This window comes from Streptomyces sp. CRCS-T-1 (genome assembly GCF_024442335.1).
Taxonomy (GTDB): domain Bacteria; phylum Actinomycetota; class Actinomycetes; order Streptomycetales; family Streptomycetaceae; genus Streptomyces; species Streptomyces koelreuteriae.
Genome location: NZ_CP101651.1, coordinates 6486438 through 6500037, shown reverse-complemented (window position 1 = coordinate 6500037; position 13600 = coordinate 6486438). Strand labels below are relative to the sequence as shown.

At 71.6% G+C, this 13600-nt stretch carries 11 protein-coding genes; 5 read left to right on the top strand and 6 right to left on the bottom strand.

Translation table 11 applies throughout. The features are described 5' to 3' along the window. Positions 1-93: 93 nt before the first annotated feature. From NNW99_RS29410 to uvrC, 5 genes are all read right to left on the bottom strand, one after another. Positions 94-3048 carry a M14 family metallopeptidase gene (locus NNW99_RS29410; protein WP_215122190.1) on the bottom strand — a complete coding sequence of 985 codons (2955 nt, stop codon included), beginning with the start codon at positions 3046-3048 and terminating at the stop codon, positions 94-96. Between the two features lie 152 nt (positions 3049-3200). Next, positions 3201-4190 (bottom strand): DNA-binding protein WhiA, encoded by a 990-nt coding sequence (gene whiA, locus NNW99_RS29405; protein WP_189731004.1) that lies wholly within the window; start codon positions 4188-4190, stop codon positions 3201-3203. After that, positions 4181-5260, bottom strand: a complete 1080-nt coding sequence (gene yvcK, locus NNW99_RS29400) for a uridine diphosphate-N-acetylglucosamine-binding protein YvcK (RefSeq protein ID WP_215122189.1) — start codon at positions 5258-5260, stop codon at positions 4181-4183. The genes whiA and yvcK overlap by 10 nt, the downstream gene beginning before the upstream one ends. Beyond that, the gene (gene rapZ / locus NNW99_RS29395) at positions 5257-6216 is read right to left on the bottom strand and encodes an RNase adapter RapZ (RefSeq protein WP_215122188.1); all 960 of its coding nucleotides are present in this window, start codon (positions 6214-6216) and stop codon (positions 5257-5259) included. Before rapZ ends, yvcK begins: the two co-directional genes overlap by 4 nt. After that, positions 6213-8342, bottom strand: a complete 2130-nt coding sequence (gene uvrC / locus NNW99_RS29390) for an excinuclease ABC subunit UvrC (RefSeq protein WP_215122187.1) — start codon at positions 8340-8342, stop codon at positions 6213-6215. The genes rapZ and uvrC overlap by 4 nt, the downstream gene beginning before the upstream one ends. A gap of 255 nt (positions 8343-8597) precedes the next feature. On the opposite strand from uvrC, the gene NNW99_RS29385 reads away from it, so the two are divergent. The 4 genes from NNW99_RS29385 (at position 8598) to NNW99_RS29370 (ending at position 11977) form a co-directional block, all read left to right on the top strand. Beyond that, positions 8598-8759, top strand: a complete 162-nt coding sequence (locus NNW99_RS29385) for a hypothetical protein (RefSeq protein WP_215122186.1) — start codon at positions 8598-8600, stop codon at positions 8757-8759. Positions 8760-8928: 169 nt separating this feature from the next. Next, positions 8929-9876, top strand: coding sequence for a hypothetical protein (locus NNW99_RS29380; RefSeq protein WP_215122185.1), 948 nt, complete (start codon positions 8929-8931; stop codon positions 9874-9876). A 119-nt stretch (positions 9877-9995) separates the two neighbouring features. Next, positions 9996-11072 carry a LacI family DNA-binding transcriptional regulator gene (locus NNW99_RS29375; RefSeq protein WP_215122184.1) on the top strand — a complete coding sequence of 359 codons (1077 nt, stop codon included), beginning with the start codon at positions 9996-9998 and terminating at the stop codon, positions 11070-11072. Next, positions 11069-11977, top strand: coding sequence for a carbohydrate kinase (locus NNW99_RS29370; RefSeq protein WP_215122183.1), 909 nt, complete (start codon positions 11069-11071; stop codon positions 11975-11977). The genes NNW99_RS29375 and NNW99_RS29370 overlap by 4 nt, the downstream gene beginning before the upstream one ends. A gap of 6 nt (positions 11978-11983) precedes the next feature. Here NNW99_RS29370 and NNW99_RS29365 read toward each other — a convergent pair whose 3' ends face one another. Beyond that, the gene (locus tag NNW99_RS29365) at positions 11984-12847 is read right to left on the bottom strand and encodes a helix-turn-helix domain-containing protein (protein WP_215122182.1); all 864 of its coding nucleotides are present in this window, start codon (positions 12845-12847) and stop codon (positions 11984-11986) included. Between the two features lie 101 nt (positions 12848-12948). Between NNW99_RS29365 and NNW99_RS29360 the strand changes: the two genes are divergently transcribed. Continuing rightward, the gene (locus tag NNW99_RS29360; protein ID WP_215122181.1) at positions 12949-13512 is read left to right on the top strand and encodes a YceI family protein; all 564 of its coding nucleotides are present in this window, start codon (positions 12949-12951) and stop codon (positions 13510-13512) included. The last annotated feature ends 88 nt before the right edge of the window (positions 13513-13600 follow it).

Here is a 13600-nt window from a genome sequence, read left to right as displayed (position 1 = left end):
GACCGCCCACCGCTGAGATCAAGATCACTCGATTTCGCTACACGGAGCGCATCCCTGTTGACCAGGGACGTCACCCTTTCGGGTAAGGGGGTGTCACCCGTCCAGGGAAGCGAGCGCCTTCTTCATCAGTGCCGTCCGGTCGGCCGCCGCGGCGACGTGTTCCAGGCCGAAGCCCAGCAGCACGGTGTCGTCCGTGGTGACCGCGCCGAATGTCCGGAACAGTGCCCCGGTGCGCGTCCAGTCCTTGAGGACGGCCGGGCTGCCCGCGGGCGGGCCGGCCGTCTTCCAGGCGCCGAGGGAGGTCTCGAAGCCCTCGGTCTCCTTCGCGGCGCCACCGACGACCAGCGAGGCGTCGTCGGCGAGGACGCCGCGCCCGCCGGTGCCCGGGTCGGTGACGTAGCTGATCGACAGCTCGACCGTCTTGCCGGCATAGGCGCTCAGGTCGAAGTTCACCTGCTGCCAGCCGTTGGAGGCGCCGGTGAGGCTGTGCCACTGGCCGGAGCCGCCCGACGCGGTGCAGCCGTCGTCCGTCACGGTGAGGTAGCGCTTCAGCCAGGGGTGCCCATTGACGTAGTAGCCGGCCGCGCACTCCTCCGGCACGGTGGCCTTGGTGGCGCCGCCCGACTCGGGCAGGGTCGTCCAGTCGTCGGCGCCGGCGGTGTGGGCCTCCAGCAGGACGTGGTCGTAGCCGGGCTCGGTGTCCCACAGCAACTGGGTGCGCAGCGTGGGCCTGTCCGCCGCCGTGGTGCCGGTGAGGTCCACGGTGCGGGTGAGGCGCTTGTAGCCGTCGTTGGTGTGGACGGCCGCCGCCATGTAGGAGCCCGCGTACGGGCCGTACGGGTTCACCGTGCCGGCGAACTGTCCCGCGCCCTCGCTCGCGAACTGCGGGTACGTGGCGGCGGGCAGTTCGCCGGAGGTGACCGCATAGGTGCCCGCCTTGTCCAGCGGGTTGCCGGGGGCGCCGGCGAGTGTGCCCGTGAAGCCGCCGAGCCCGCCGGCGCCGGTGAAGCCGGTCGCCCCGGGGGTCGAGGTGCGGCTGTAGGCACCGAGGTAGTACTGGCTGAAGTCGTTCGAGAGGGTGCCGCCGCCCAGGTCGACGCTGCCGCCGGCCTGCTCGCCCGCCTCGATCAGCCTGCCGCCCTCGTTGAGGAAGGCCCGGAGCTGGAGCTGGGTGGCGACGCCCGGGGTGCCCGCGCCCGTGTAGTGGACGACGGTGTCGTAGTGGCTCAGCACACCGAGCGCGTCGGGCGCGCCCTGCTTGGCGACGTCCCAGACGACCGCCTTGCGGCCGTTGGCCTTGAGGGCGTCGACGTAGGCCTGCGCCTGGGTGGCGGTGGCGCCTTCCTCGGCGACCACGAGGGTGTTCGCCCTGGGCAGCTCGGCCACGGTGTAGGTGAAGCGCTTGCTGGAGACCGGCTTGCCGTTCTTCGTCTCCCCGGTGAACCACACCTCGACCTTGTCGCCCGGGTCGCCGTCCTTGACCTTCGCCCGGTACTCGTCGAAGTAGAGGTTGTCCTCACCGCCGTACGTCTCGCCGCCCTTCCAGGCCTTGAGCGCCATGTCCTCGGTGCGGCCGCCGTTGACGCGGTACCTCAGCTCCTTGTCGCGTACGGACTTGCGTGCGACGACGGAGATCTCCTGGTCGGCGCCGCGCGAGTAAGAGGTGGAGAAGGCCGCCGGGGTGAAGTCGGCGGCGCTCATGCCGACCGAGGAGGAGGGCCGGTCGGGGCGGGCGGCCGACTCGGCGACGGAGAGCGCGAACGGGACGTTCTTGGCGAACTCCTGCTGGATCAGCTTCTCGTCGTCCGGGAAGGTGAAGACCGACCGGCAGTCGGACGCCTTCCACTCGTCGTTCGGGTCGACGTTCGAGGCCGTCGCGCAGGTCGACATCTCGGGGGTGAACATCGCCAGGCCGTTGACGTTCGCCGCGTGGCCGTCGGCCTCGCCGTTCGTCGTGTACAGCTCGGAGGAGACCTGCGGATGGTAGCCGGGAACCGCCGGGTTCTCGGGCGTACCGGCGAGCGCCTCGTACAGGACGTCGTCCGGGGTGGGGGTGGCCACCTGCCAGCCGACTCCGTAGAGGATGAGTTCGGCGGCGGAGTGGTAGTTGATGCCGTACGTGAAGCCGATCCGCTTCTGGAAGGCGTCCAGCGCCTTGGTCTCCGGCTCGGAGCCCGGGCTCGCGCCGCGGTAGGTCTCGCTGGTGGCGTTGGGGGACGAGCCCTCGTCGTCGTAGCCCCACTTGTAGGTGAAGTTGCGGTTGAGGTCGACGCCGTCGCCGGTGCCGATGACGCCGTCGCCGTTGTTGTCCCGCAGGTTCTTGCGCCACATGCGGTTGTCGTCGCTCTTGAAGGTGTGGTCGTAGCCGTCGGGGTTGGCCGACAGGAGGAACCACAGCTCGGTGGAGTCGACGATCTTCTTGACGCGCTTGTCCGTCTTGTACTTGTCCAAGTAATGGTGCATCAGGCGCCGGGTCATCTCCGGCGTGATCCACTCGCGCGCGTGCTGGTTGGACATGTAGAGGACGGAGGGCTTGGAGCCGTCCTTCGTCTTCTTCGCGTTCTTGGTCATCTTCAGCGCGAGGATGTCCTGGCCGTTCACCGACTTGCCGATGGAGACGACCTTGGTGAGCCCGGGGTGCTGCTGTGCGGCGCGGAGGATCTCCTCCTTCAGGCCGCCCCCTCCGCTGTACGGGCGGAACACGCCCTCGGCGGCGTTCTTGACGCGCTTCTCGGCACCTGCGGAGACTTTGTGCTCGTTGAGGCCGACGCCCTGCTTGCGAAGCTTCTTCGCCTGCTGGTCGGTGAGATAGACCTCGACGGTCCCGGTGCCCTTCTCGGGGACCTGCTCGCCGAGTTCATGGCCGTCCTGGCCGGCCGCGAGCAGCAGGGGTACCTGCTTCTGGGTGACCTCGGCCCGGAAGACCTTGACCTCGTCCGAGTCGGACGGGGCCGAACTTCCCGGTTGTGCCTGGGCAATGGGTGCGATGCTCGCTCCGCCGATCAGGAGCGCGCCGACAGCGAGGATCGATCTCGCTCTTCGTCTCATGAACCCCCCTTGCGTGGGTTCGCCACAGCAGCGAACAGATGCCAGGCTCATGACAGTCCATGATCGAGTCAAGAGTGCCTGAACGACACGCAAAAGCCGGTGCCGACCACCCAAGTGGGCGCCGGACACCGGCTGATTGACGGCCTGTGAGGTCAGCCGACGAGGTTGTCGGCGAGTTCGTCGGCGAGGTTGGACTCCGTGCCCGGGATGCCGAGGTCGGAGGCGCGCTTGTCGGCCATGGCCAGCAGGCGGCGGATCCGGCCGGCGACGGCGTCCTTGGTCAGCGGCGGGTCGGCGAGCGCGCCCAGCTCCTCCAGGGAGGCCTGCTTGTGCTCCATGCGCAGCCGGCCGGCGGCGGCGAGATGCTCGGGGACGTCGTCGGCGAGGATCTCCAGGGCGCGCTGCACCCGGGCACCGGCGGCGACGGCCGCACGGGCCGAGCGGCGCAGGTTGGCGTCGTCGAAGTTGGCGAGCCGGTTCGCCGTGGCCCGCACCTCGCGGCGCATCCGGCGCTCCTCCCAGGCCAGCACCGACTCATGGGCTCCGAGCCGGGTCAGCAGGGCGCCGATGGCGTCGCCGTCACGGACGACGACCCGGTCCACGCCGCGCACCTCACGGGCCTTGGCCCCGATCGACAGGCGGCGGGCGGCGCCGACCAGCGCGAGCGCGGCCTCGGGACCCGGGCAGGTCACCTCCAGGGAGGAGGAGCGGCCGGGCTCGGTGAGCGAGCCGTGCGCCAGGAACGCGCCACGCCAGGCGGCCTCGGCGTCGCAGGTGGCCCCCGAGACCACCTGCGGGGGCAGACCGCGGATCGGGCGGCCGCGCCCGTCGACCAGGCCGGTCTGGCGGGCCAGCTGGTCCCCGCCCGCGATGACGCGCACCACGTAGCGGGAACCGCGGCGCAGTCCGCCGGGTGCCATCACGATCAGTTCGGAGCTGTGGCCGAAGATCTCCAGGATGTCCCGCTTCAGCCGGCGGGCCGCCATCGCCGTGTCCAGCTCCGCCTCGATCACAATCCGACCGCTCACCAGGTGGAGGCCGCCGGCGAACCGCAGCATGGCGGAGACCTCCGCCTTTCTGCAGCAGGTCCGGGTGACGGGGAGCCGGGAGATCTCGTCCTTCACCGCTGCCGTCATCGCCATGGGCCGATCCTTCCATGCATCCGAAAAATACGGTCGTACGCGGCGGCCAACAGCTCCGGGTCGTGCCTCGGGGTCCCGTCGGGTCTGGCCACCGGCGCCAGCTCGACCGCGGCCCCGAAGCGCTTGGCGGCGTCGGTCAGGGAGTCACGGTCGGGCACGGCGGCCTCGTCGGCCAGCACCACGTCCAGGGCGAGTTTAGGGGCGTGTCGTCCCAAAACCTCCAAATGACGCTGCGGGGAGAAGCCCTCGGTTTCTCCGGGCTGCGGGGCGAGGTTCAGGGAGAGTACCCGGCGTGCCTTGGTCTGCGTGAGCGCGTCCAGCAGCTCCGGCACGAGCAGATGCGGGATGACCGAGGAGAACCAGGAGCCGGGGCCGAGCACCACCCAGTCCGCGTCCAGGACGGCCTCGACCGCCTCGGGCACGGCGGGCGGGTCGTGCGGCACGACGTGCACGGACTGCACCTCGCCGGGGGTGAGGGCGACGGTGGCCTGGCCGCGGACCGTGTCGACCTCCTCCGGGCGCTCCGGGTCGTGGCCCTTGACCAGGGCCTGGAGCTCCAGCGGGACGGCGGACATGGGCAGCACACGCCCCTGGGCTCCGAGCAGGCGTCCGACCAGGTCGAGGGCCTGCACATGGTCGCCGAGCTGCTCCCAGAGGGCGACGATCAGCAGGTTTCCGACCGCGTGCTCGTGCAGGTCGCCCTGGGACTGGAAGCGGTGCTGGATGACCCGGGCCCAGGTCTGGCCCCAGTCGTCGTCACCGCACAGCGCGGCCAGCGCCTTGCGCAGGTCGCCGGGCGGCAGCACGCCCAGCTCGTCGCGGAGCCGGCCGCTGGAGCCGCCGTCGTCGGCCACGGTGACGACGGCGGTGAGGTCACCGGTGATCCGGCGCAGCGCGGCCAGCGAGGCGGACAGGCCCATGCCGCCGCCGAGGGCGACGACCTTGGGCTGGGTGCCCCGGCGGCGCGGTCTGCCGCCCCGGGCCTCGGCGGGCCGGCCGGCCCGCGCGTCGGCGGAGCCGTCGGGCACCACCCGGCGCAGCCGGCTCAGCCGCGGAGTACGTCGTGTCATTCGCGTCCCATGTCCCGGTGTACGACCACTGTCTCCACGCCTTCGGAAGCGAGCCGGGCGGCGAGCTTCTCCGACATGGCGACCGAGCGGTGCTTGCCGCCCGTGCAGCCCACGGCGATGGTCACGTAGCGCTTGCCCTCCCGGCGGTAGCCGGTGGCGACGAGCTGGAGGAGCTCCGTGTACCGGTCGAGGAACTCCTTGGCTCCGGGCTGGTTGAAGACGTACCCGGAGACCTCCTCGTTGAGGCCGGTGTACGGGCGCAGCTCCGGGACCCAGTGCGGGTTCGGCAGGAAGCGGCAGTCGACGACGAGGTCGGCGTCGACCGGCAGGCCGTACTTGTAGCCGAAGGACATCACCGTGGCCCGCAGCTCCGGCTCCTCCTCGCCCGCGAACTGGGCGTCCATCTTGGCGCGCAGCTCGTGCACGTTCAGGCTGGAGGTGTCGATCACCAGGTCGGCGTCGCCGCGCAGCTCGCGCAGCAGTTCCCGCTCGGCGGCGATGCCGTCGACGATGCGGCCGTCGCCCTGGAGGGGGTGCGGGCGGCGGACCGACTCGAAGCGGCGCACCAGGGCCTCGTCGGAGGACTCCAGGAAGACGATCCTCCGGGTGACGTTCTTCGCCTCCAGGTCGGCGAGGGACTCGCGGAGGTTGTCGAAGAAGCGGCGGCCGCGGACGTCGACGACGACGGCGATCCGGGCCACGTTGCCCTGGGAGCGGGCGCCGAGTTCCACCATGGTGGGGATCAGCGCGGGCGGCAGGTTGTCGACGACGAACCAGCCGAGGTCCTCCAGACACTTCGCGGCCGTCGAGCGGCCCGCCCCGGACATGCCGGAGATGATCACCAGCTCGGGGATGGCCGCGTCCGGGGCCGGTGCCTTGTCGTTGGGCGTGCCCGTGCTCACCTGTGCTCCGTCTCCGGCTTGCTGTTCTTGCCCGTCGTGCTCGTTCACATTCATGTCTCCTGCCCCCGTCGTTCGTCCGGGGCGCCCATCGTCACGGGTTCCCCACTGGCACCCATGGTGCCGGGTTCCGCGCCGGTTTCCGTGCCGGGTTCCTCTTCCATGATCTCTCCGGTCGCCGTGTTGACGGCGGGCGCGGCCGGCGCCGCCCCGGCGAGGGCCGCCGCGATGGTCTCCGCGGTCTTGCGGCCTATGCCGGGAACCTCGCAGATCTGGTCGATGGTGGCGGATCGCAGTTTCTTCAACGAACCGAAGTGTTTCAGGAGTGCCTGCTTCCGCGTGTCCCCCAGACCGGGGACGTCGTCCAGGGGGCTGGAGCGGAAGCGCTTGGCCCGCTTCGCGCGCTGATAGGTGATCGCGAACCGGTGGGCCTCGTCACGGACCCGCTGGAGCAGATACAGGCCCTCGCTGGTGCGGGGCAGGACCACCGGATCGTCGTCACCGGGCACCCAGACCTCCTCCAGGCGCTTGGCGAGGCCGCACACGGCGATGTCGTCGATACCGAGATCGTCCAGGGCCCGCCGGGCGGCCGCGACCTGGGGGGCGCCGCCGTCGACGACCACGAGCTGGGGCGGGTAGGCGAACTTCTTGGGGCGGCCGTCGTCCTCGGTGAGGCCGGGCCCGACGATCTCGCCCTTGCCGTCGATCTCGGGAGTGTCGGCCTCGGGGATCTCGGTCTCGGGGGTGTCCGCGCCCTCGCCGTCGGTCCACTCCCCCGTCTTCTCCTTCTCGGCGAGGTAGCGCCGGAAGCGGCGGGTGATCACCTCGTGCATGGAGCGGACGTCGTCCTGCCCGGCGAAGCCCTTGATCTGGAAGCGCCGGTACTCGCTCTTGCGGGCGAGGCCGTCCTCGAAGACGACCATGGAGGCCACGACGTCGTCGCCCTGGAGGTGGGAGATGTCGTAGCACTCGATCCTGAGCGGGGCGCTGTCCAGGTCGAGGGCGTCGGCGATCTCCTCCAGGGCACGCGAGCGCGTGGTCAGGTCGGAGGCGCGCTTGGTCTTGTGCAGGACGAGGGCCTGCTGCGCGTTGCGCTGGACCGTCTCCATGAGGGACTTCTTGTCGCCGCGCTGCGGGACGCGCAGGGAGACGATCGAGCCGCGCCGCCCGGTGAGCCACTCCTGGACGGGCTCCACGGGGTCGGGCAGGGCCGGGACCAGGACCTCCTTGGGGACGGCGTCGCCGGTCTCCTCGCCGTAGAGCTGCTGCAGGGCGTGCTCCACGAGGGCGCCGGTGGTGATCTCCTCCACCTTGTCGGTGACCCAGCCGCGCTGGCCGCGCACGCGTCCGCCGCGTACGTGGAAGATCTGGACGGCCGCCTCCAGCTCGTCCTCGGCGACCGCGATCAGGTCGGCGTCGGTCGCGTCGGCGAGCACGACCGCGTTCTTCTCCATGGCCTTCTTCAGGGCCTCGATGTCGTCGCGCAGCCGGGCCGCCCGCTCGTACTCCATCTCGTCGGCCGCTTCCACCATCTGCTTCTCGAGCCGGCGGATATAGGTGTTCGTCCGGCCGGTCATGAAGTCGCAGAACTCGTCGGCCAGTTCGCGGTGCTCCTCGGCGGAGACGCGGTCCACGCAGGGGGCCGAGCACTTGCCGATGTAGCCGAGGAGGCAGGGGCGGCCGGTGCGGGCGGCGTTCTTGAAGACACCGGCCGAGCAGGTGCGCACGGGGAAGACGCGCAGCAGCAGGTCGACGGTGTCGCGGATCGCCCACGCGTGCCCGTACGGCCCGAAGTAGCGGACGCCCTTCTTCTTGTGACCGCGCATCACCTGCACGCGCGGGTACTCCTCGTTCATCGTCACCGCGAGGTACGGGTAGCTCTTGTCGTCGCGGTACTTGACGTTGAACCGGGGGTCGTACTCCTTGATCCAGGAGTACTCCAGCTGGAGCGCCTCGACCTCCGTGGACACCACCGTCCACTCCACGGACGCGGCCGTGGTGACCATGGTCCGGGTGCGCGGGTGCATTCCGGCCACGTCCTGGAAGTAGTTCGCCAGGCGCTGGCGCAGGCTTTTCGCCTTTCCGACGTAGATCACCCGGCGGTGCTCGTCGCGGAACCTGTAGACCCCCGGCGTATCGGGGATCTCACCCGGTTTGGGGCGGTAGCTGGAGGGGTCGGCCATGTCTCACACCCTACTGGCGAGCACCGACAGTCCGACGGGAGCGCGGGGCACGATCGCGGGCTTGGCGGGTGGCAGTTTCCAACGGCATGTCCCGCCGCGGGGATTACGGCAGCCCGGTAGCGGGAATGCAGGCTTCCCACGGGGACACGGCGGCGTCCGGCGGACGAGGGCCGTGTCGGTGCAGGCACAGGTTGTCAGTGCGGACCGGCCGCTTCCAAGCGGAGCGGGCGGGCCACGGGTCGGAGGGCTGCGCAGATGAAGCAGATGCGGATCGAGAAGACCCGGCGGACGGTCCGTTCCCGCCGGTACGCGGACGAGGCGTTCGCGCTGCGCGACGCCCTGGACCCGCGCGACCCCGACATAGTGCGGGCCAAGCGTCTCGCTCTCGAGGAGCAGGGCGGACGCGACCGCTCCTAGACACTCGCCGTCTGCCGCGAGCGCCCGGGGTGTACGCCGCCCCGGGCGTTCGTGTGTCCGGCCGGGCGTACATCACTGTCCGGCATCAGGTGTTGTCGGGACCAGGTCAACACGCTTCAATGCGGTGGAACTCGGGGCAGCCGTTGCCGACTCACAGAGAGGCCCCTGCATGCCGCACGCCACACAGCACGCGGACGTCGCCAGCGCGGACCTGGACTCGGCCCTGCGAGGCGGCCCCTTCCACGTCGCCCTGCGTGCGGCGATCGCGGCCCGCGGGCTGCCGCTGCAGCGCGTGCAGCACCATCTGTCCCGCCACGGCGTGAAGGTCGGTGTCACCAGCCTGAGTTACTGGCAGCAGGGGGCACGGCGTCCGCAGCGCCCCGAGTCGCTGCGCGCCGTCCGCGCGCTGGAGGAGATCCTCGAGCTTCCCGAGGAGTCGCTGATCCGGCTGCTCGCCGAGTCCGAGGCCGGCGCGTCCGGGCAGCGGTCAGCGGCCCGGTCCTATCGCTCCCTGGTGGAGGCCTCCGGGGCCCTGGACCAGTTGCTGGCCGAGCTGGACTGCCCGCCGGACGGGGGCCTGCACACCCTCGGGCACCACGAGCGGCTGCGGATCGGGGCGCGGCGCGAGCTGGCCGAGCGCGAGTCTCACCACATCGTGCGCGCCCACCGGGACGGAGTCGACCGCTTCGTCGCCGTCCACCACGGCGACCGGGGCGCCTCGCCGGAGCACATGCGGGTGCATGCCCTGGAGAACTGCCGTACGGGCCGGGTCCGTTGGCACCGCGACACCGGCATGCTCGCCGCCGAGCTGCTCTTCGACACCCGGCTGCGGGCCGGGGACACGTTCCTCTTCCGCTACGGCGTCGAGGACGGGACGGCGGACGAGGCGCGCGAGTACGTCCGCGGTTTCGACGTCCCCGGCGGCCAGTACGCGCTCCAGGTGTGCTTCGACGCGGCGGCCCTCCCGGTGCGCTGCCACCGGTTCGCGCAGCACTCGGCGGCGGCTCCGCGCAACGGGTGCCAGGAGCTGCCGCTGAGCGGCCGGCACCGGTCGGTGCACGTGGTGGAGCCGCGGGTGCGGGCCGGGTTTCTGGGGATCGGCTGGGACTGGGAGTAGTCAGTCGGGTCGGGGGACCCGGGCCTGATCGGACGTAAACGTTTGCGCAAGCGTTTACGTGCGCCGTCGGATGCGATACGTTCCCCGCCGGGCCACCGGCACGCGGAGGAGGGAACGGCATGGCGACCATGGCCGACGTCGCGCGGAGCGCCGGTGTCTCCGTGGCGACCGTCTCGCACGTCCTGAACGGCACGCGGCCGGTGCTGCCGCACACCCGCCAGGCGGTCCTGGACGCCGTGGAGGAGCTCGGCTACACCACGAACACGCTGGCCCGCTCCCTGGTGACGTCCCGGACCCGTTCCATCGGGCTGGCGGTGTCGGCGATCAGCAACCCGTACTTCACGGAGATCCTCCAGGGCGTCGAGGCCTGTGCCCTGGAGCACGGCTACAGCCTGCTGATCGCCGACCCGCACGACGACCCGGAGCATGAGCGCAAGGTCGTCCGGCTGCTGCACGAGCGCCGGGTGGACGGCATGATCGTCGCGCCCTCGGCGGCTCCGCGCGGGCTGCTCGCGTACCTGGAGCGGCACGACGTACCGGCGGTGTTCCTCGACCGGCTGGTGGAGGCCCCCGCGGCGGAGGGCGGTCCGCGTTTCGACCAGGTGTGCGCCGACAACGCCGAACCGACGTCCAGGCTGGTCACCCATCTCGCGGGCCTCGGCCACCGGCGGATCGGGCTGGTGGCCGGGCGGCCCGGGCTCAGCACCACGACAGAGCGGATCACCGGCTACCGGACCGGTCTCGCCTTCGCGGGGCTGTCGTACGACGAACGGCTCCTGGTGCACGGTGACTCGGAGGCGGCCGGTGGCGAACGGGCCACCGCGGACCTGCTGTCCCTGGGCGTGCCGCCCACCGCGCTCGTCACCGGCAACAACGCCATGACCATCGGGGCGCTGCGTGCCCTGCGCGCCCGCGGCCTGTCCGTGCCGGATGACATCGCGCTGTGCTGTTTCGACGACTTCGCCTGGGCGGATCTGTTCTCGCCCCGGCTCACCGCGATCGCGCAGCCCAGCAAGGACATCGGCGCCCGGGCCGTACGCGTGCTCCTGGAGCGTCTCGCCGAGCCGGACCGGCCGGCGCGGACGGTGCGCCTCCCTTCCGCCTTCGTCCATCGCACCTCGTGCGGCTGCCCCGAGGAGTCCGGGCAGCCGCGGCTCGAGCGGTCCGCACAGCCCGAGAAAGGAACCGTCGCATGATCGTCGTCGCCGGTGAGGCACTGATCGACCTGGTACCGCGGGGCGCGGGTGCCCTGGCGGCGCTGCAGCCGGCGCTCGGCGGCGGCCCGTACAACACGGCCGTGGCGCTGGGCCGCCTCGGCTCCCCCGCCGCCTTCTGCTCCCGGGTGTCGTGCGACGCCTTCGGGGAGGCGCTGCTGGACCGGTTGCGCGAGACCGGGGTCGACGTGTCGTCGGTGCAGCGCGGCGCCGAGCCGACGACCCTCGCCGTCGCCACGGTCGACGCGGCCGGCTCGGCGGCGTACTCCTTCTACGTGGACGGGACGGCGGACCGGCTGTTCGCGGCGCCCTCCGCGCTGCCGCCGGGCACTCGTGCGGTCTCCTTCGGCACCTGCTCGCTGGTGCTGGAGCCGGGGGCGAGCGCGTACGAGGAGCTGATGCGTTCGGCGGCCGCGCAGGGCGTGTTCACCGCGCTGGACCCGAACATCAGGGCCGGGCTGATCCCGGACGCGGACGCCTACCGGGCGCGGTTCAAGAGCTGGCTGCCGTCGGTGTCGCTGCTGAAGCTGTCCGCCGAGGACGCCGAGTGGCTCGGCGGCACGCCCCAGGAGTGGCTGGCGGCCGGCCCGGCAGCGGTCGTGATCACCCGGGGCGGCGACGGGTTGACTGTCTTCACCGCCGACGGGGACGAGTTCGCGGTGCCGGGCGAGCGGGTGGAGGTCGTGGACACCATCGGCGCGGGCGACACGGTCAACGCGGCGCTGCTGCACGGGCTCGCGGTACGTGACGCCCTGAGCGAGCGGGCGCTGTCCGCGCTGGGGGCCGACGGCTGGACGGAACTGCTGGGCTTCGCGGCCCGCGCCGCGGCTCTCACCTGCTCACGGGCCGGGGCGGAACCGCCGTACGCGCACGAGCTGGACGGCTGAGTCCGCTCAGCCGGCCTCTCCCACGGCCCGCAGCGCGCCCGGGCGGCGGCCGTCGAGGCGGTCCAGGGCCGCGGCCGTGGCGTCGTCGGCGGGCAGGTGGACGATGAGGCGCTGGCCTTCGTCGGGCAGCACGAGCGTCTCGTGCAGCAACCGCAGCGATCCGGCCTCCGGGTGCTCGATGTGCTGGGATCCCGTCCGCCGCGGTGCCAGGGCCAGGTCGGCGAACCGGTCGGCGAAGTCCGCCCCCGCCGTCACCGTCAGCTCGTCGGCCAGCTCGGCGACGTAAGGGTCCCGGAGCGGGGCCCCGTGCCGGAGCCGGGCGACGAGGTCGTCGGCCACCCGGTCCCAGTCGCGGTAGGCGTCACGTGCCCGCTCGTCGGTGAACAGGTACCGGAGCAGGTTGGGCCGCTCGTCGTCGAGCAGGCCCAGGGAGCCGGCCAGCCGCTCGTAGCCCGCGGTGTGGGCGAGGATGTCGCCGATCCAATTGACCACCAGCGCCGGGGTCGGCTCCAGGCGGTCGAGCACGGACCGGACGGTGGGGCGCGCCGTGCGGCCGAGCGAGGGGGCCGCCGCGCAGACCAGCGGATCGCCGCCGTCCGCCTCCTTGGTCAGGCGGCGCAGCAGCATCCGGTCGTTGAGGGACAGGTGCAGGGCGTCGGCGAGGGCGCCGAGCACCTGGGCGGAGGGGTTGCGGTCGCGGCCCTGTTCCAGCCGGGTGAGATATTCGACGCTGACGCCGGCGAGCGTGGCCAGTTCGGCGCGCCGCAGGCCCGGGGTGCGGCGCCGCTGCCCCGTGGGCAGCCCCACCTCGGCGGGGCTGACGGCTTCACGCCAGGTGCGCAGGAAGGTGCCCAACTCGTTGTCGCTCACCCGCCGAACGTACAGCGCGCGCGGGCGCGGATCGTGGCCCTGCCACTACCAGGCTCCGGACGGTCTCCCTCCCCGGCCGCCCGGCCCTCAGGGTGGAGCACATGACGAACGACATCGCTGACGCCGCTGCCGCCACCGCCCTGCCGCTGGCTCCGGGGACCTGGGCTCTGGACCCGTTCCACTCCTCCGTGAACTTCACCATCCGTCACCTGGGCATCGCCAAGGTGCAAGGGCGTTTCGAGCGGTTGGAGGCCGAACTGTTTATCGGGGAACGGATCGAGGACGTGCGGGTCTCCGCGACCGTCGACCTGGCCTCGATCAACACCGGCAACGCCGACCGGGACGCCCATGTACGCGCCTCCGACCTGCTCGATGTCGCGAAGCGCCCGACGATGACGTACCGCTCGACGCGGGTGTCGGGTGAGGGCGAGGACTGGACGATGGAGGGTGAGCTGACGATCGGCGGGGTGACCCGGCCGGTGACGCTCGACGTGGAGTTCGGCGGGCTGGTCGAGGTGCCCATGGACGGCAGCCGGCATGCCGGGTTCGAGGCGACGGGGGAGATCCGGCGCAGTGAGTTCGGGCTCGACTTCGCTCCGGGGCTGCTCGGGGAAGTGGTGAAGATCCAGCTCGATATGCAGTTCGTGGAGCCGAAGAACGACTGAACGACTGAACGACTTCAGGACAGCCGAGGCGCTGTGCCCCACGGGAGATCGTCACCGATGATCCCGTGGGCGCACAGCGCCTCGGCGC